General features: G+C 63.5%; 13 protein-coding genes. 7 read left to right on the top strand and 6 right to left on the bottom strand.

Annotation, left to right across the window (positions count from 1 at the left end; genetic code table 11):
- Nucleotides 1-52 precede the first annotated feature (52 nt).
- Nucleotides 53-1468 (top strand): type I glutamate--ammonia ligase, encoded by a 1416-nt coding sequence (glnA, locus tag AC1DKY_RS00295; protein WP_441601760.1) that lies wholly within the window; start codon nt 53-55, stop codon nt 1466-1468.
- A gap of 97 nt (nt 1469-1565) precedes the next feature.
- Nucleotides 1566-2897, top strand: a complete 1332-nt coding sequence (locus tag AC1DKY_RS00290) for a hypothetical protein (RefSeq protein WP_441601759.1) — start codon at nt 1566-1568, stop codon at nt 2895-2897.
- Nucleotides 2898-2939: 42 nt separating this feature from the next.
- On the opposite strand, the gene AC1DKY_RS00285 is transcribed toward AC1DKY_RS00290, so the two are convergent.
- The 3 genes from AC1DKY_RS00285 to AC1DKY_RS00275 form a co-directional block, all read right to left on the bottom strand.
- Nucleotides 2940-3815, bottom strand: a complete 876-nt coding sequence (locus AC1DKY_RS00285; RefSeq protein WP_441601758.1) for a polysaccharide deacetylase family protein — start codon at nt 3813-3815, stop codon at nt 2940-2942.
- 289 nt (nt 3816-4104) lie between these two features.
- On the bottom strand, nt 4105-5247 hold the full coding sequence (locus tag AC1DKY_RS00280; RefSeq protein WP_441601757.1) for a M23 family metallopeptidase: 1143 nt from the start codon (nt 5245-5247) through the stop codon (nt 4105-4107).
- A 148-nt stretch (nt 5248-5395) separates the two neighbouring features.
- Entirely contained in the window at nt 5396-6955 is a 1560-nt protein-coding gene (locus AC1DKY_RS00275) for a GH39 family glycosyl hydrolase (RefSeq protein WP_441601756.1), read from the bottom strand.
- A 226-nt stretch (nt 6956-7181) separates the two neighbouring features.
- Between AC1DKY_RS00275 and AC1DKY_RS00270 the strand changes: the two genes are divergently transcribed.
- Nucleotides 7182-8987 (top strand): family 43 glycosylhydrolase, encoded by a 1806-nt coding sequence (locus AC1DKY_RS00270; RefSeq protein ID WP_441601755.1) that lies wholly within the window; start codon nt 7182-7184, stop codon nt 8985-8987.
- On the opposite strand, the gene AC1DKY_RS00265 is transcribed toward AC1DKY_RS00270, so the two are convergent.
- On the bottom strand, nt 8988-10397 hold the full coding sequence (locus tag AC1DKY_RS00265) for an FUSC family protein (RefSeq protein WP_441601754.1): 1410 nt from the start codon (nt 10395-10397) through the stop codon (nt 8988-8990). It lies immediately after the preceding gene.
- A gap of 10 nt (nt 10398-10407) precedes the next feature.
- Nucleotides 10408-12135, bottom strand: coding sequence for an aspartyl protease family protein (locus AC1DKY_RS00260; RefSeq protein WP_441601753.1), 1728 nt, complete (start codon nt 12133-12135; stop codon nt 10408-10410).
- 203 nt (nt 12136-12338) lie between these two features.
- On the opposite strand from AC1DKY_RS00260, the gene AC1DKY_RS00255 reads away from it, so the two are divergent.
- Entirely contained in the window at nt 12339-13565 is a 1227-nt protein-coding gene (locus AC1DKY_RS00255) for an MFS transporter (protein WP_441601752.1), read from the top strand.
- Nucleotides 13566-13738: 173 nt separating this feature from the next.
- On the top strand, nt 13739-14647 hold the full coding sequence (locus AC1DKY_RS00250; RefSeq protein ID WP_441601751.1) for an alpha/beta hydrolase: 909 nt from the start codon (nt 13739-13741) through the stop codon (nt 14645-14647).
- A gap of 68 nt (nt 14648-14715) precedes the next feature.
- Here the strand turns inward: AC1DKY_RS00250 and AC1DKY_RS00245 are convergent, their stop codons facing one another.
- On the bottom strand, nt 14716-15228 hold the full coding sequence (locus AC1DKY_RS00245) for a PepSY domain-containing protein (RefSeq protein WP_441601750.1): 513 nt from the start codon (nt 15226-15228) through the stop codon (nt 14716-14718).
- 480 nt (nt 15229-15708) lie between these two features.
- On the opposite strand from AC1DKY_RS00245, the gene AC1DKY_RS00240 reads away from it, so the two are divergent.
- Both AC1DKY_RS00240 and AC1DKY_RS00235 read left to right on the top strand, forming a co-directional pair.
- Nucleotides 15709-17253: a glycoside hydrolase family 30 protein gene (locus AC1DKY_RS00240; protein WP_441601749.1), complete on the top strand. Its 1545-nt coding sequence runs from the start codon at nt 15709-15711 to the stop codon at nt 17251-17253.
- 239 nt (nt 17254-17492) lie between these two features.
- On the top strand, nt 17493-17945 hold the full coding sequence (locus AC1DKY_RS00235) for a fasciclin domain-containing protein (RefSeq protein ID WP_441601748.1): 453 nt from the start codon (nt 17493-17495) through the stop codon (nt 17943-17945).
- The last annotated feature ends 7 nt before the right edge of the window (nt 17946-17952 follow it).

Below are 17952 nucleotides of genomic sequence, written 5' to 3'. Positions count from 1 at the left end.
GCTTGCTCAGACGCCTGTCGATTACTCACCTTTTCGCCCGTCGAGGTTGTCCATGTCGTCCCCCGTCCAGAAAGTGCTCGATCTGATCCAGGAACACGAGGTCGAATTCGTCGACTTCCGCTTCGCCGACATGCTCGGCAAGCACCACCACGTGACGTTCCCGGCCCATGCCATCGACGAGGGCACGTTCGAAGACGGCAAGATGTTCGACGGTTCGTCGATCGCCGGCTGGAAGGGCATCAACGAATCGGACATGGTGCTGATGCCCGATCCGGACACCGCCTACCTCGACCCGTTCAGCGCCCACACGCAGATGGTTCTGCACTGCGACGTGCTCGAGCCGTCCACCATGCAGGCCTATGGCCGCGATCCGCGTTCCATCGCCAAGCGCGGCGAGGCGTTCCTCAAGTCGACCGGCATCGCCGACACGGCGTTCTTTGGTCCGGAGCCGGAATTCTTCATCTTTGATTCCGTGCGCTGGCAGAACGACATGGGCCGCGTGTTCTACGAAATCGGCTCCGAAGAAGCCGCGTGGAGCTCGCGCTACAAGTACGAAGACAACAACACCGGCCACCGTCCGGGCGTGAAGGGCGGCTACTTCCCGGTCAGCCCGGTCGACTCGCTGGGCGACCTGCGCGCCGACATGTGCAAGGTGCTCGAGTCGCTGGGCCAGGTGGTTGAAGTGCATCACCACGAAGTGGCCAATGCCGGCCAGTGCGAGATCGGCGTGAAGTTCAACACGCTGGTGAAGAAGGCCGACGAACTGATGACGATGAAGTACGTCATCAAGAACGTCGCCCACCAGAACGGCAAGACCGTCACCTTCATGCCCAAGCCGATCGTCGGCGACAACGGCAGCGGCATGCATGTGCACCAGTCGCTGGCGAAGGATGGCAACAACATGTTCGCGGGCGACCTGTACGGCGGCCTGTCGCAGACGGCGCTGTGGTACATCGGCGGCATCTTCAAGCACGCCAAGGCCATCAACGCGTTCGCCAACTCCACCACCAACAGCTACAAGCGCCTGGTGCCGGGCTTCGAAGCGCCGGTGATGCTGGCCTACTCGGCTCGCAATCGTTCGGCCAGCTGCCGCATTCCGTACGTGTCCAGCCCGAAGGGCCGCCGCATCGAAGTGCGCTTCCCCGATCCGATGAACTCCGGCTACCTGGTGTTCACCGCGCTGATGATGGCCGGCCTGGACGGCATCATCAACAAGATCGACCCGGGCGCACCGGCCGACAAGGATCTGTACGACCTGCCGCCGGAAGAAGAGAAGAACATCCCGCAGGTCTGCGCCAGCCTCGACGAAGCGCTCAACGCGCTCGACAAGGACCGCGACTTCCTCAAGGCCGGCGGCGTGTTCACCGACGACTTCATCGATGCGTACATCGCGCTGAAGATGCAGGAAGTGACCCGTTACCGCGCCAGCACGCATCCGCTGGAGTTCCAGATGTATTACGCGCTCTGATCGCAAGTTTCCGCGATCACTGAGAGACGAGGGGTGCTTAGGCGCCCCTCGTTTTTTCTGTGGCTAGAATGCGTGCAGGGACACAAGGGGAACACGCATGCATCGCGCGCTGAAGGGATTGCTGTGGGCGGTCGCTGGACTGGTCGTCGCCGTGGTGGCGGTGTTTGCATGGGGGCGGCTGCGTCCGCCGACGCCGGAGCAAAAAGAGGCGCTGGCCGCGCTGCAGGCGGATAGCAAGCCGACGCAGGGTCGCAATGCATATCCATGGCTTTGGTTCGTGGACTTCGATGTGCCGGCCGACCAGCTCGACGCGGCTTTCGCCAAGGATCGCCAGCGCGTGCTCGCGTGGGAGTCGCATTTCAAGCCTGGAACCGGCAGCACCGACCCCCTACCCGATCCCAAGTCCGATTTCCCCTCGATTCCCAGGATATCCAAAGCCGATCGCGACGTGCTGTGCAAATCGCGCGAAGCCGATTGCCTGGGCAAGGTGCGGGCGCATCGCGATGCCGTCAGCGAGGTGCTGGCCCGCCATCAGCAACGGCTTGTGCGTGACGAAGCGCTTAGCGGTTTTGACTACGTCTGGACGGACAAGCCCATCAGTCCTGTGACATCGACACCGTCCTTCGGCGCGTCCATGGGGCTATGGCAAACCGCGATCGCAGCAAGCTTCCTCGACGGACACCAGGCGCAAGCGATGGATGCGGCCTGCACGCAGGTGGCCACGATGCGTCGCCTGCATGCGCACAGCGATACCCTGATCAGCAGCATGATCTTCGCCGCTCGTTTGCGCGGCGCCATACAACTGTTTGCGCAATTGCTGGCGGCATCGCCGATCGATGAACCCATGCCTGAGTCGTGTGCCGCGGCATTCGCGCCAGTCACCGACGCGGATGTCGATCTGTGCCCCAGCATCCGGTCGGAATTTTCGCTGCTGGCGTCGCCGGACCTCTTTGGAAAACAGGAACACTGGTACGACAACCTCAGCTTGGACGTGAAAGGCACGCAGCGCCTGTTGGCGCCACGCTACAGCGCCGTATGCGATGCCACCCTGCCGCAAAAGCTGCTGGCAGACGAACACCTTGCCATGCCGGGCGCGAGCCCACGTTTCGACATCTTCGACCTGGTGGCCAATAGCGGAGGCACGATGCTGTCTCGCATGCCGGGCCCTGAGTTTGATCTTTACCTTGCACGCCAACAGGACGTGGCGGCCAGTCTTCGCATGGGCGCTCTGATGCTTTGGTTGCGAGAGACCCGGGATCGCCACGAAACCTTGCAGCAACGCATGGCCGCGCGTCCGGCGTGGATGCATTTTGCCGATGATCGCCACGTGGCCGTCACGGCCGACGGCAAAGCGCTCGCCATGGGGCTGCGGGACAACCGGGCGGACGACCCATGGCTTACAACGTGGCCGCTCGCGCCCGGACTTTGAGCGCGACAAGCTACGTCAAGGTGATCTGACTGCCGCTAAACCTCAAACACCGGTTGCGTTCTGATCATCCGGAAGTACAAAGGTGAACCCGCGGTGCTCCAGGTCGGTAAGGATCTTGTCGAGGGCTTCGGCGGTGCCGGCACGCTCGTGCATGAGAAAGATCGACATATCGCCGGGACTCTGCGTGCTCAATTCGTAGATCTTATTCGGGTCGTGGTACATGTAGTCCTTGGAATTGACGTTCCAGAACACCGACTTCATGCCGGCCGCCTGGACAGCCTGGTCAGCGTAGGCTGACGAATGACCAAAGGGCGGCCGAAAATATTTCGGCCGATGCCCGGTGATGTCGGCGATGCGCGAACTGCATGCATCGACCTGATGCCAGGCATCCGCGTAGGACAAGCTGGGGACGTGCAGATGGTCGAGGCTATGGTTGCCGATCACGTTCCCGCTGCGCTCCATCTCTCCCAGCACGGGCAGCGTGCGCTCGTTGATGTTTTTGCAGACCAGGAAAAATATCGCGTGCGCGTGGTGGCGGTTCAAGACTTCGAGAAACTTCTCGTCGAGTCCGCCACCGGCCGGGCCATCGTCGAACGTCAGCATGGCGTACGAGCGATGTTGAACGCGATCGGTGAATTTGTACCAGGGCGAGTAAGCCGACGGGGCGATGCCGTGCTGGCCTGGATCAATCCTGAAATGCTCGGGTCGGGGCGTGAGCCAAGCGGTCGTCAAAAGGATGATGTCCAGCGCCACCACCGTGATGGCGATGGGTTTGGCCAGGCGAAATACGGCATGGATGGCCCGCACCCAAGGCAGTGCTGCGCACTTGGAAGGTAGCGATTTGACACGGTCGGCGAGCCAGCGCACCACTTCGAGCGTGCGAAGATCAGTGTCCAGGAAAAGAACAAGCTTTTGCATTGTGCGATCTATCTGGCAGTTCGACTGAGAACTGCCAGAGCACAGAGCGTGCCAACCTGTTCGCACCAGGTCTGGACCAGTAAATGCAACGGCAGCAGTGACGATGTTTCGCCTGCAAAGCGCGGTGCTGGACGAAAGGCCAGGAAAGGGGGCGACGTAATGAGCGCATGCCAGCGAGAGAGCGGGTCACTTTTTGCCCTAAACGGTCTTCGGGCCTTGGCGCCGGCATTCGTCAGGTTCGCGTTTGGTCGCTCCTGCTGCGTTCCCCGCATGTCTGCATGGTGCAGCGTCAACGACCAACGTCGAAGTCGACTACGGAAAGCGGCGCAGGAAATCCGTTGCCGGCCGCGGGCGACGTGGCCGCCGTCCATGCTCGGCCTTGTGCGAACTCCTCGATGGAGGCATAGGCGCCAAGGACACGGAATGATGTCAGCACGTATGGCAAACCTTCGGCGGCAAGCGGCGCATTGGCATCGCTCACATGGAAATGCAGATGCGGACCGGTGGACTCGCCGGTGAAGCCCAGTTGCCCGATGACGTCCCCACGGCGCACGCGTTGCCCGGCTTTCACACGGATGCTGCCGGGCTTGAGATGTTCGTAGAACGCGTAGCGTCCATCACCCAGATCCAGCGCCACGTAGTTGCCGGCGGCATCCTCCAGCGACACCTTGTGCGCGGCGCCGTCGGCCAGCGTGGGTGGCTCGGACACGCCTTCACCGGTCGATGCCACGGTCGCATCGGTCACGGCGAGCACATCGGCGCCATAGCCAAACCACTGCTTGGGCGACTCACCCTTGCCCTGCGCATAACCGCCGTGCGGCCCGACGCGGATCCAGTCGATGGCGAAGCGGCCCGGCACTTTCACGCTGCCGTCGGTGGCGTAAAGCACACGGCGATGGCCTCGCTCCCAGCGCGCATCGTAGATCGCCACCCATGGGCCGCCACGCAATGGCGGACCCAGTTGCCGTGGTGCGTTACTGACTGACGCGACGTCGCCGCCTTCGGTGGTGAGGTTCTGATGGGCCTGATCGACGTAAACCACACGGTGACGCAGATGCACGGCGGCGGTGTCGGCCAGCGGAACGGAAAGATATGCCACCGCCGACATGCCCGGCGCCACACGCAGGCGCTCGTCGCCTTTTGCCCGGTCGGCCCTGCCGATGGCTGCATGGAGTTCGCTGCCAGTCAGTTCGGCACGGAGGTGTTGCTGGTCGTCGAGGACGTCGATGCGCTGGATGGTCAACGTCTCCTGCGCCTCGTTGGTGAGATGCAGTTCGTATACCAGCGAGACCTTGCCGGCGACCGCCACCGGCTGCGGCATCCATGGCACGCGTAGGTCGAATGACTGATGCAGCGGTGCACGTTGCGCGATGACGGCGGGTGCCGCGAGCAACATGAGCATAGCGAGCAGGCACTCGCGCCAGAAACGCATAGCCGTCATCCGTGGTGGATAGCAGCGCGAGCTTTGATCCGTACAGAGTGGGGCGCAAATGCCAGAGGTCACTGCGCCCGCTGCAGCGAGGTAAAGCAGCGTGTGACGCCACCACGAGGGGATGGCGGCGTCACACGCTTGTTGGTGGTCAGTGCAGTTCCACCACCACCAGACCCTGCGGCGGGATATCGATGCTCAGGCGGCCGTTCTGCAGGGTGGCCTGTTCCGGAGCGGCGAGTTTGCCCGCCTCACGTAGCTGAGTGATCTCATCGCGGCTCGGGGTTGCCGGGCGGCCCATTTTGTCGAACGCGGCCACCGCGTTTCCGTGATCCTGGTCCAGGCGCCACACCGTGGCCTGCCTGGCGCTGCCCAGATGCTTCAGGTCCACATCAAAGTGCTTGGCTGCACCAGTCGGCACGCCCGGCGTGTAGTCGGCGGTGTCGCCCAGCGGCTTGGTGTAGTTCCACAGCGCCAGCACCACGGTGCCGTCGGCGCGGCGCGTGGCCAGCGCGCTGTCGGTCTTCAGCGGCAGCTGGGTATCGCCCAGCTTGTGCAGCATGGCGAACGCGTTGAACGCCGGCTTCTCGATGCGGTCGGCGGCGATCAGGCCGAAGCCGCCGTAGAACGGGGTCTTCACCACGCCCTGTTCGTCAAACACGTCCGAGAACGACCAGTAGCTCATCAGCTCCACCTTGCCCGCGCATTCGCGAATGGTGTTGGCCATCCACGGGCCCATGTAGACCGTGTCGGTGACGTTGGGCAGGTTGGCGTACGAGGCGTTGTATTCGCTGTAGATCAGCGGCAGCTTCGGGAACGGCGAGGCGACGATTTCCTGGTGCGACTTGTCCACCGCACGGCACACCATGTCGCGACGCGGAATGTTTTCCTTGGTCTTGAACACGTTGTCGGCGGTGTCATCGCCGTACACATGTGTGCTGACGAAATCGATCGGCGCGCCGCTCTGCTTCACATGCTTGAGGAAGTCCGGCAGCCATGCGGCCTGTGCGGTGGCAGGGCCGCCCACACGCAAGCGCTTGTCGACCGACTTCACCACGCGGGCCGAACGGTCATACAGGTCGTAATAGGTGGATTGTTCGGGCTTGCCGCCCCAGAACGCGAGGTTCGGCTCGTTCCACACCTCGAAGTACCAGCTGGAGACTTCCTCGATGCCGTAGCGCGCGATCTCGTGCTGCAGGAAGGCGCGCACCAGCGCGTCCCACTCGGCCGGATCCTTCGGCGGCATCACGTTGGGGTGATACCAGAAGTCGTGATGGCTGGCCGGATCGGTGCTCATTTCCGGCGGCATGAAGCCCAGCTCCACGAACGGCTTCACGCCGCGCGCGAGCAGGCCGTCATAGACCTGGTCCACGTAGCTGAAATTGAATTGCAGCTTGCCCTGCGGATCGCGATAGGCCACGCCCATGTCGCGGTCGAAGATGCCGTGGAAGCGGATATAGCTGAAGCCGGTGGCGCCCTTCACCGCTTCCAGATCCTTGCGGTAGTCATCGCGCAGCGCGAGCACGGCGCGGCCGGAGCCGAACATGTTTTCCCAGAAGTGGGGCAGCGGCGTGCCCTTGGCCGTCGCGTCGACCTGCAGTTGCACGGCGTCGCTACCGGCGGGCGCCGCATGCACTGAGCCAAGCAGGGCGAGGCAGGCCGCGGCGCAAGTGCGCAGGGCAAGGCGGCGGAGCGGCGACGGGGTAGTCATGACGAGTCCTTCGATCAACGGGGAGTGGGTTGGCCGGCCGTGATCGGGCGGCTACGATGTAAACGTTTACGGCGATGGTGACGGAGTCTCTTACAGACCGGGTCACCTGATCAATAAGGGAAGTTCACAGAATCCGGCGCCGCTGCGCTGCAGCATGAGCATGCATCCGATGTCAGACCCTATATCAAAGGCTTTTGCCCCTCTGCGGCGAGTCATGCTTTGCTGCATGGCATGGCTGGTCGCCACCGCCGCTTCCGCTGCACCGGCGGCCCCGCAGACCTGGGCCAACCCCATCGACATCGACTACCGCTACAACTTCGAGCAGATGAACGAGGGTATTTCCTATCGCACCGGCGCCGACCCGGCGATGGTGCGCTACGGCGACGCCTACTACCTGTTCATGACGCTCGCCGACGGCTACTGGCACTCCACCGATCTGCTGCACTGGGATTTCGTGAAGCCCGATCACTGGCCGTTCGACAGCGAGGTGGCGCCGGCGACCCTGGTCGCCGATGGCCGCCTGTTCCTCATGCAGTCCGCCACTGAACCGCGACCGCTGCTCGTATCCACCGACCCCGCGCATGGCCATTGGACCTTCTGGACCCGGCTGCTGCCGCCTGTGCCAGGCGCAGTCTCCAGCGTGGGCGAAGCGACCATGAAACCGGACGAGCTGCCGCCTGGTCCCTGGGATCCGGCGCTGTTCCAGGACCGCGACGGCAAGGTCTATCTGTACTGGGATTCGTCCAACGTCCACCCGCTCTACGGCGCCCGGCTCGACCTCCGATTTGCCGACATCGACCAGGGCGAGGGCAAGCGGCTTGCCTTCGTCACCCGACCGCAGCCGCTGCTTCAACTGGACCCGGCCCAGCACGGCTGGGAACGGTTCGGCCAGGACCACACCGACGAAACGACCAAGCCGTTTCTCGAGGGCGCCTGGATGAATCGACACGGTGACCGCTACTACCTGCAATACGCAGCGCCGGGTACCGAGTTCAATGTCTACGGCACGGGCGTGGTGGTGAGCGATGCGCCGCTCGGCCCGTTCCGTTATGCGCCTTACAACCCCGTCGGCGAGAAGCCCGGCGGTTTCGTCACCGGCGTGGGCCACGGCTCAACCTTCGAGGATGCCCACGGCAATGTGTGGAATAGCGGCACGTCGTGGATAGGGTCCAACTGGACCTTCGAGCGACGCATCGGCCTGTACCCGGCCGGTTTTCATACAGACGGCCAAATGTGGATCGATACGCGCTTCGGTGATTTTCCGCATCGCATGCCTGACCATGCCCTGCAGGACGGCGAAGACACCTTCACCGGATGGATGCTGCTGTCCTATCGCAAGAAGGCCACTGCATCGTCGTCCCAGCCCGGGCATCCTGCCTCGGCAGCGACGGATGAGAATCCACGCACGTTCTGGCTTGCCGCGAGCAACACGGCGGGCCAGACGCTGACGGTGGATCTGGGTGGCGAGCGCACGGTACGCGCCGTGCAGGTGAATTTTGCCGACTACCAATCAGGTCGCTACGGCGATGCGCCCGACATCGTCACGCAGTTCGTGCTGGAGGGATCGCGCGACGGCACGCATTGGAGCACGCTGGCCGATCTCTCCCATGAAACGCGCGATCGCGCCAACGCGTATATCGAACTCGATCAGGCGGCTCTTGTTCGCTATGTTCGCTATAACCACCGACATGTCGGCGCACACACGCTGGCCATTGCCGATCTACGCGTATTCGGCAACGCCACTGGCGCGCTGCCCGCGGCACCCACGCTGCTATCGGCCAGGCGCTCGAGCGACACGCGCGATGCCCAGATCGTCTGGGCGCCCGTGCCTGGCGCCGTGGGCTACAACGTCCGCTGGGGGCTGGCGGCCGATCGCCTGCATTCGACCTATCAGCGCTTCGCCGACCAGCCCACCCGACTTGTGCTGCATTCGTTGAACAAGGGCGTGAACTACGTGGTGGCGGTGGAAGCGTTCGATGAGCACGGTGTATCCGTGCTGTCGCGCGTACAGAACCTGCCTGCGGGCGATTGATCAGCCCGCCAGCGTCTGGCGCAACTGCTGCAGCGCCGGCAACAGCGTGTCGGGTTCGCGCAACGACTTGCGTGCGGCGCCGATGGCCTGACGCAGCCGGCCCGGGGTTTCGCCTCGCGCAATCACCTCGATGGCCGGTGCGCGGCAGGCCAGCAGCGTATCCACCCAATCGGCAGGCTGGATGCCATGAAAGCCTTGGGTGAATCGCCGCGCGGCGCGAAATGGTGCGGCCATGTCGGCCAGTTCATCCAGCGCCTTGGCCACGCGTGCGGGGCTGCGTTCGGGCGTCGCCGGATCGGTGGCCTCGGCCATCGCCGCAAGCGCGTCCGCCAGTCGGCGGCGCAATACATCGGTAGAACGCACCGGCAACACAAGCCACGCCGAAGCCAGGCCGATCACGGCGCCGATGACGATCTCCTCAAGTCGCTGCCACAACAGCATGCCCGGCGGCTGGGGCTCGAAGCCCTGCAGCAGCGCCAATGCCAGCGTGACGAACAACGCCCACCACGCATAACCGAGCGGACGCAGCCATACACCGAAGAACAACGCCGCCAGGATCCACACGCCGGTGGTGCCCGGGTTCGCCTGTGCATGAAAGCTCAGCGACATCGCGAGCACGGTGCCTGCGGCCGCGCCCAGGACGCGCAGGCCGCTCTTGTAAGCCACATCCAGCCGCCCGCGATTGCCGCTATGAACGATGAACGCCGTGAGTACGATCCAAGCCCAGCGTTCGGCAAAGCACAGGTAGCCGACCACAAACGAAAGCGTCAGGGCCACTGCCATCTGGATGGCCATACGCGTGCTGGCGGTGGGACGCAGCCCGCGTTCCTGCGTCGGCGTCGCGTGCGCATGCGACGGTGCCGTGATCGGCGGCAGCAGGCCCAACCGACGCCCCAGCAGATGGAACAGCGTGACCCAGAAGAGCGCCAACAAGGCCACCACGATCGGCACCAGCAGGACAGGGAGCGCGCCGCTATGGGCAGCGTGCACATGGGGCACGGTCAGCAAGGTGACAAACGGCAGGGCGATCAAGTGCCCCGCGCGGCGTGCCATCGGGCCGAAGTTGCGCAACCAGATCGACAGGAACATGCCGGCGACAAAGGTCAGCGCACCCACCCATGGCGTCTGCCGCAGCAGCATGCCCACGCCGATCGCCACCAGGCCCACCAGCGGCAGGACCACTGCTGCTTCCAGCCGACCGCGCAGGTCGCGATCCAGATGACTGCGCGACAACGACAGGCTCAACACCACCGCGAGCACGGCCGGCCCGCTGCCGGGTGCGATACCCAGTGTGCACAGTAACGTGGCCAATACGGCAAACATGGTCACCACCGCTTCCACCAGCGGTTGGATCAACACCGACGCACGCGTGCGGGCGATGCGGATCCAGGTGGGAAGGGCGTTGGTCACGTGCGCGTTCCTACGGTTGCGGTACGGTCAAACCGAACTTGCTGGCATGTCGTTCGATTTGCGGATCAAGCGCGCGCGCGGCAACCAGGTCGGCGTTGCCTGCATCCGGTTGACCACTGCGGACTTTCGCCAGGCCAAGTCCGTAGCGCGACCACGCGGAACCCGGGCCCAATGCAACGGCTTGCTCATAAGCCTTGATGGACTCGGGATAATGTCCCAGGCGCAGTTGGACCAGGCCCAGACTGTCGAGATAAGCCGGATCGGCGCCGTCGCGCTTGATGGCTTTGCGGCAATCCTTCAAGGCATCGTCCAGCACCTGATTGCTGAGCGCGCGCGCCCAACAGCGCTCGTTGAGTACGGAGCCCAGCATGGCGTCGTTGTCATGCAGACGGATCCAATCGTCGAGCAAGGGCAAGGCCGCGGCGGGCTGGTCGAGCCTGATGTACAAGGCGGCAATGGAACGTGCCCGGGCAGATCCAGCCGGCGCCAGCGCGCCAGCCGCCGCTGCATCAGTGGCAGCTCCAGCCAGGTCGTTGTTGGCGTAGCGATGTTCGGCGCGCATCTGCAAGGCATCGAGATTTTTTGGATCCAGGCTCAGCGCCTTGTCCAGGTCAGCGAGCGCTGCCCCAGGCTGCTTGTCCGCCATATGGGCTCGCGCACGGGCGGTGTAGTAAGCCGATTGATCGGGCGCCATGCGGATTGCTTGATCCAGCTCGGCCACGGCAGCCTTCGCTTCGCCGCGGGACAGGTGCGCCTGGCCCAGCAGGGCATGGTCGCTGGCGCTCTGGGATGCCGTGCCATTGTCTTGGGTCATCGTGCCAGCGGGTTTGGTTTCGTCGTCCGCCGCGGTTGCGAAGCTGAAGACGCGCCCACCGTTATAGGTGAAATAGGCCTTCTTCTTGCTGTTGGCAATGAACATGTGATGGGCGAGCAGGAAATCCACGCCCAGCAGCATCTCCGTCTGGTCGCCAAAATTCCCGTCGAGCACCATCATCTGGCTGTGCTGGATCGTTTCGGACCCCACCGAAAACGTATCGATGTTCGCGGTCCATGTCCTGACCGGTTTGGCGCCGATGCCGAAGGTGCTGGTGCCGGCCTGGAGGCCCAGGGCTTTCACATCGATGCCCGCGCGCTTGGCCGCATCGCGACTCAGCACGGTGGCTGCGGCGCCTGAATCGAGCACCGCCCGCACCTTTCTGCCATTGATGATGACCGTGACAAAAGTGCGCCGGTCGTACTCCCGGTCAGCTGGCTCCAGATCCACGACGTTGTAGTTGCCGTCCTTCACCCAGTACGCGAGCGAGCTCTTCTCGCAGTGCTCCGCCTTGAACAGCGTCACCTTGCCGTGGGCGAGATCGATCTCCAGATCGGCGAAATCGAGCAGGTTGGCGCCGAGCAATCCATCGCCTATGTCGGTCCCGCCCACGATGAAGTCCACGTTCTTGAGCGTGGTGCCAAGGATGCCGAACTCCTTGACGTGGGCCTGCTGGATACTCGTCTGGCCTCCTACGCCACCCATGCGATAGCCAAAAGGTGCGGGTTCCAGCTTGAGCCCCAGCGATGCGGCGTTGGCAGTCGACATGAAGTTGAAGAATGCCCCGGTGTCGAGCATGAAGCGCGTATCGGTGCCATTGATCTTCACCATGGTGGTGGCACGACTGCCGACCATGGCTACTGGCAGGCTGCCGTAGTCGCTCAAATGGCAGTCGTCAGCCCAGGCCTGGCCTGCGAGCAACATGCCGATCCCCATGCAGCACAACCGCAGCATCCCCATGCCTCTCCCCCGTTTGGCCGTGGCCGAAGCATAGAACGGCGACCAGCGGCGTTCAGCAGCGGCATGTCGAAACTCCCAACCTTCCAGGCTGGCAACCCGGAGGCATAGCCGCTACTCTTTCGTGCTGCAGCGCACCACTGCGCTGCCCCACGGCCCGAGTTGTCCCCATGTCCGCCTCTTCCCCCGCCCTGGCTCCGGGCGCGCCGCCTGTTCGCGTTCCCCACGTTGGACTGGTCATCCTTGCGCTTGCGGTCGGTGGCTTTGCCATCGGCACCACCGAATTCGCCACGATGAGCATGCTGCCGTTGTTCGCGCAGGGGCTGGGCATCGATGCGCCGACAGCGGGCCACGCGATCAGCGCCTATGCCTTGGGCGTGGTGGTCGGTGCGCCGGTGATCACCGTGCTGGGTGCGCGCATGCCGCGTCGCCGTCTGCTGGTGATGCTGATGGCAATGTTCACCGTGTTCAACGGTTTGACCGGACTCTCGCCCAGTTATCACTGGATGCTGCTGTTCCGTTTTCTCAGCGGCCTGCCGCACGGCGCTTACTTTGGCGTGGGCGCGCTGGTGGCCAGCTCGCTGGTGCCTGCCAATCGACGCACGCGCGCCGTGGGGCAGATGTTTCTGGGCCTCACCTGCGCCACCGTGGTGGGCGTGCCGCTGGCCAGCTGGCTTGGCGAGGCCGTGGGATGGCGCTGGAGTTTTGCGCTGGTAGCCCTGTTGGGCGTGGCGACCATGAGCGCCGTGTTGGCCTTCGCACCGAACACGCCGGCCGACGCCAACGCCAGCCCGTTGCGTGAACTGGGCGCGCTCAGGCGCTCGCAGGTGTGGCTGACGCTGGGCATCGGTGCGATCGGTTTTGGCGGCATGTTTGCCGTGTACACCTATCTGGCCGACATCCTGCTGCACGTGACCCATATGCCGCTCGAAAGCGTGCCCTGGGTGATGGGCGTATTCGGCATCGGCATGACGCTGGGCAATATGATCGTGCCGGCCTTTGCCGATCGCGCGTTGATGCGCACCGCCGGCGGCCTGCTGCTGTGGAGTGCGCTGATCCTCGCCTGTTTCCCGTTCGCCGCGGGCCATGTGTGGGCGCTCGGTGCCACGGTTTTCCTGATCGGCATCGGCGGTGCGCTTGGCACGGTGCTGCAGACCCGGTTGATGGACGTGGCCGGCGACGCCCAAGGCCTCGCCGCATCGCTCAATCATTCCGCCTTCAATGCCGCCAATGCGCTCGGCCCCTTCCTGGGCGGGCTGGCCATCGCACACGGCTATGGCTGGACCTCGCCTGGCTGGGTCGGCAGCGGACTGGCGCTGGGCGGCTTGTTGCTGTGGTCCGTTTCCGTGGCGATGGATCGTCGTGGCGATGCGGTCGTTGCGGCCCAATCCTGCTGACGGAGCACATGCGCCGCGTTGCGCGCAGGCGCTGGCCAACTGCTTGCCCGAAAAATTCCATCAGCGCAGCAGCAGCCGGGCCGATGCGTCAGTCAGGATCGCGAAGGTGGGAAATCCCCATGGATTTCTCTCGACCGCACAACACTGGCCGAGCGCCAACAGGGAGGAGCGCAATGAAGTGGTGGATGATCGCCGCGTGTTTGCTGGCTGCGAGCGCAAGCGCCAATGCCGAACCGTCGGTATGGCAGCCGTCAGCGGGACATACGCAAATACCGATCTGGCCGGGCGCTGCGCCTGACCTGCAACCGGTGCCAGGGCCCGAGAAGGAAACGAAAGGTGCGGTGACCAACGTGACCCGTCCGACAATGACGGTGTACGCCCCCAAAGGCGTCAACACCGGCGTAGCGGTCGTGGTGATTCCGGGCGGTGGCTTCCAGATTCTGGCCATCCAACTCGAAGGTACCGACGTCTGCGACTGGCTCACCTCGCAAGGCATCACCTGCGTGTTGCTGAAGTATCGCGTGCCCAGCATTCCCTACGTCTGGCAGACCGACAGCCGCCCGCACAACTTTCAATTGTCCGTGCCATCGCTGCAGGACACCCAGCGAACCTTGAGGCTGGTGCGCTCGCATGCCGCCCAATGGCAGATCGATCCGCACAAGATCGGCGTGCTCGGTTTTTCTGCAGGTGGGTATCTGGTCGCCGAGGCGAGCACCAACTTCAAGCGCCAGCTGTATAAGCCGGTTGATGATGCCGACAAGGAAAGCAGCCGCCCCGATTTTGCGGTGGCGATTTACCCGGGCCATCTAGCCACCGAGCACAACACCTTGAATCCCCGTGTGCCGGTCTCTCACGACACGCCGCCGACCTTCCTGGCGCAGGCGGAAGACGATCAGGTGGATGGCGTGGAGCAATCGCTCGTTTACTTCGCCGCGCTCAAGGACGCCGACGTGCCTGTTGAAATGCATATCTATGCGCACGGTGGGCATGCGTTCGGCATGCAGCATCCGGAGTTCCCGATCAACGAGTGGCCGAAACTCGTGCAGGTCTGGTTGCGGACGATCGGCGTAATCCCCCACTGAGCATGTCAGAACCCGGCGTCGCGATGGCGGCGCCGGGTTCCATTGTTTACCGCACGGGTGACGACGCATCAATCGCGCGAGCGGGCCACCACGCTGCCATCGGTGGGATCGACCAGGAGATTCACGTCGGTGCCCCGCTTGCTCTTGGCGTCGGCGCTCCACAGCCCTTCGGCGAACTTCACGTGCTTGACGTTCTGGAAGCCTGCCGTCGCCAGCTGTGCATTGACTTCGTTTTCGTTGAGCTTGGACGGCGCATCGGCCGGGTAGACCTTGCCATTGACGGGACCGACGGAGAGCTTGACCCACTTCTTGTCGCCGCCGCGGGCCTCGCTGCGCCACACGCCGTCCTTGAACTCCAGGCCCTTGACCTCCTTGTAGCCAGCGTTGGCGATGGAGGACTTGATCGCCTCTTCGGTCAACGCACCGGTCGGAGGCTGGTTGCTCCAGGTCGTGACGGTGGTGGTCTGGGTCGTCTGGGTGGTGGCACTGGTAGTGGACTGCGCCGCGGCGGGCATGGTCTGCGCGGACGCCATACTGGAAACAGCCAGTCCAATCACTAAGGGAAGCATGCGCTTGATCATGATGAACTCCTTTGCTGTTGGCGGCGCATCGTGCCGCCGGCGCGCGCATGTCCCAGTCAAAGGCTGCGTGAAACCGTCCGTGACACTTACCCGCGATTCATGAAAAAAAGGCCGCGCACGGCCCTGAGCGTCGTAGCGGAGCGCGGCGATGAACGCGTGCCAACAGAGCGTGGCGATGCGTTGAGAGGCTATGGATAAAAGACGCGACGGGCATCCCGCGAAGATGCTTCGCACGAGCTTGCTGGCTTTGCCAGCTGATCCATCCGCGCAGGCCGATGCGGCCATTCAATGCGCTCGGCCACAGTCAAGACGGCGCAGGTTCGCTATGCTGCGCGCATGGCATCGGGTTCATGCCGGGGTTTTGGCGCAATGAATCCGATCCTGTCGCCGTGATCGGCCAGGATCTTGTGTTGATGCGCAGACCCGGGAGTTTCGTGATCCAACTGAACTGCAGCGCGAGCGTAGGGTTTTGTGTGCGCCATGGATGAGCATCGATCCGAATCCAGGTGGGCCACGCTTGTCCCGGTCGGCTTGATTGCCCTGCTGACCCTGACCGCCCTTTATGCGCCGCGCTTGGAGCGTCCGGTGGTCGGCGCCCACATTGCACCTGCGACGCCGTCGCTGCTGCCCGCGGTCGAGCTATGGTTGAGCACGGCCGACCGTCGCCTGAAGCTGGCCCGACAACCCGACCTTGCGATGCGCGCCCGCGGCTCGGCGCCTGCCGATGTGGTGATCGACGTGCAGACCACCTACCAAAGCATGGTCGGCTTCGGCGCCGCGATGACCGACTCGTCGGCGTGGCTGCTGCAGAACGATCTCAGCGATACGCAGCGCAGTGCGCTGTTGCACGAGCTGTACGGTCCGCCGCCCAACCTCAACTTCAACATGATGCGCCTGACCATCGGCGCGTCGGATTTCTCGCTCAAGCCTTACACGCTGGACGATGTGCCGTTCGGGCAGACCGATCCGACATTGGAGCATTTCAATATCACGAGCAATTTGCGCGACGTGATTCCGAGCGTGCTCGAAGTGCTTTCCATCCATCCGGACTTGCAGATCGTGGCCACGCCATGGAGCGCACCGGCCTGGATGAAGACCAGCGAGAACCTGATTGGTGGCGAGTTGCTGGAGCAGTACGAGGAGACATACGCGGACTATCTGCTCAAGTACCTCGATACCTATAGCGGTTACGGCATCCCCATTTTCGCCCTGACCGTGCAGAACGAGCCCGGCTTCATACCGATCACTTATCCGGGCATGCAGATGCCGGCGGCCACGCGGGCACGCATCGTCGCGCAGTACCTGGGTCCCAAGCTGGCAAGCCGCAAATCCAACACGCGCATCCTGGAATGGGACCACAACTGGAATGCGCCCGAGCAGCCCCTGGCCGTCCTGGGCGACGCCGAGGCGGCACGCTACATCGACGGCGTTGCCTGGCATTGCTACGAAGGCAGCCCTTATGCGCAGGGCCGCGTGCATCGTGCCTTCCCCGACAAGGACGCCTATATCACCGAGTGTTCCGGTGGCGACTGGGCCTCCAGCGTCAAGGGCGAATTGCTGTGGTTCTCGCGCGACCTGTTGATTGCAGGCATCCGGCAGTGGGCGCGCGGCGTCATCTATTGGAACCTGGTTCTCGATGAGAAACATGGCCCGCACTTTGGCGGCTGCGACGCCTGCAAGGGCGTGGTGACGATCGACTCGGCCACGGGTGAGGTGAGCCGCAACGATGAATACTACGCGTTGGCGCACTTCAGTCGATTCGTGCTGCCCGGTGCGCTGCGGATCAACTCCACCGCTACCGAGAAGGGTCTGGACAACGTGGCCTTCCTCAATCCCAGCGATGGCTCGATCGTACTGGTGATGGTGAACAGCAGCGTGGACCCACGCAACGTCTCCGTGGCGGAAGGCCAGACCCGTTTCGACTACACCATGCCGCCGCAAAGCGTGGCGACCCTGGTGTGGAATCCGAACCAGGCGAACGCATGGCTGCGACGTGCGCTCGAGTGGCTGCAACGATCCCGTTGACCAACGTCAAGTGAACCGCCCACGTGGCATGACGACGAACAGTTGCCACATCACCCTTACGTAACAACCACACGTGCATGCTGCATGGGCGCCAGGATAGAAAGTCTCCTCCTTGGCAGGCGTCTCAGCCTCGCGGTCCTCTCCCTAACGCCATCTGAGTATTTCTCCGATCTGTATCGGAGTTGCGGCTACGTCCGCTCTGGATCCGCATTTCGGATCTTCACTAAAGGCAAATACTCATGTCCACCAACGATTCCAACGTGTCTCGCGTTAGCAGCAAGAACCTCGTCGAAACAGCGGCTGCCAACGGCAGCTTCCATACCCTTGGCAAGGCGCTTGAAGCGGCAGAACTCACCAACGTGTTGAAGGGCACCGGCCCGTACACGGTCTTTGCGCCGACGGATGAGGCATTCGAGAAGCTGCCCAAGGATGTGCTGTCCAATTGGCTCAAGCCGGAAAACAAGGCCGAATTGATCTCGGTGCTGAAGTATCACGTGCTGCCGGGCCGCGCTTCGGCCGCGGACGTCGAGAAGCTCACCACACCGAAGATGATGCAGGGTCAGACCGCGACGGTCACCAAGGATGGCGACAAGCTCCGCATTGGCGCAGCCACCATCACCAAGGCAGACATCACCTCGAGCAATGGCATCATCCACGCGATTGATACCGTGAACGTGCCCACCAAGCACTAACCAGTAC

This window comes from Dyella sp. 01N448 (assembly GCF_056399225.1).
The sequence above is the reverse complement of the archived record's forward strand: the minus strand, read 5'-3'. Positions and strand labels throughout refer to the sequence as shown.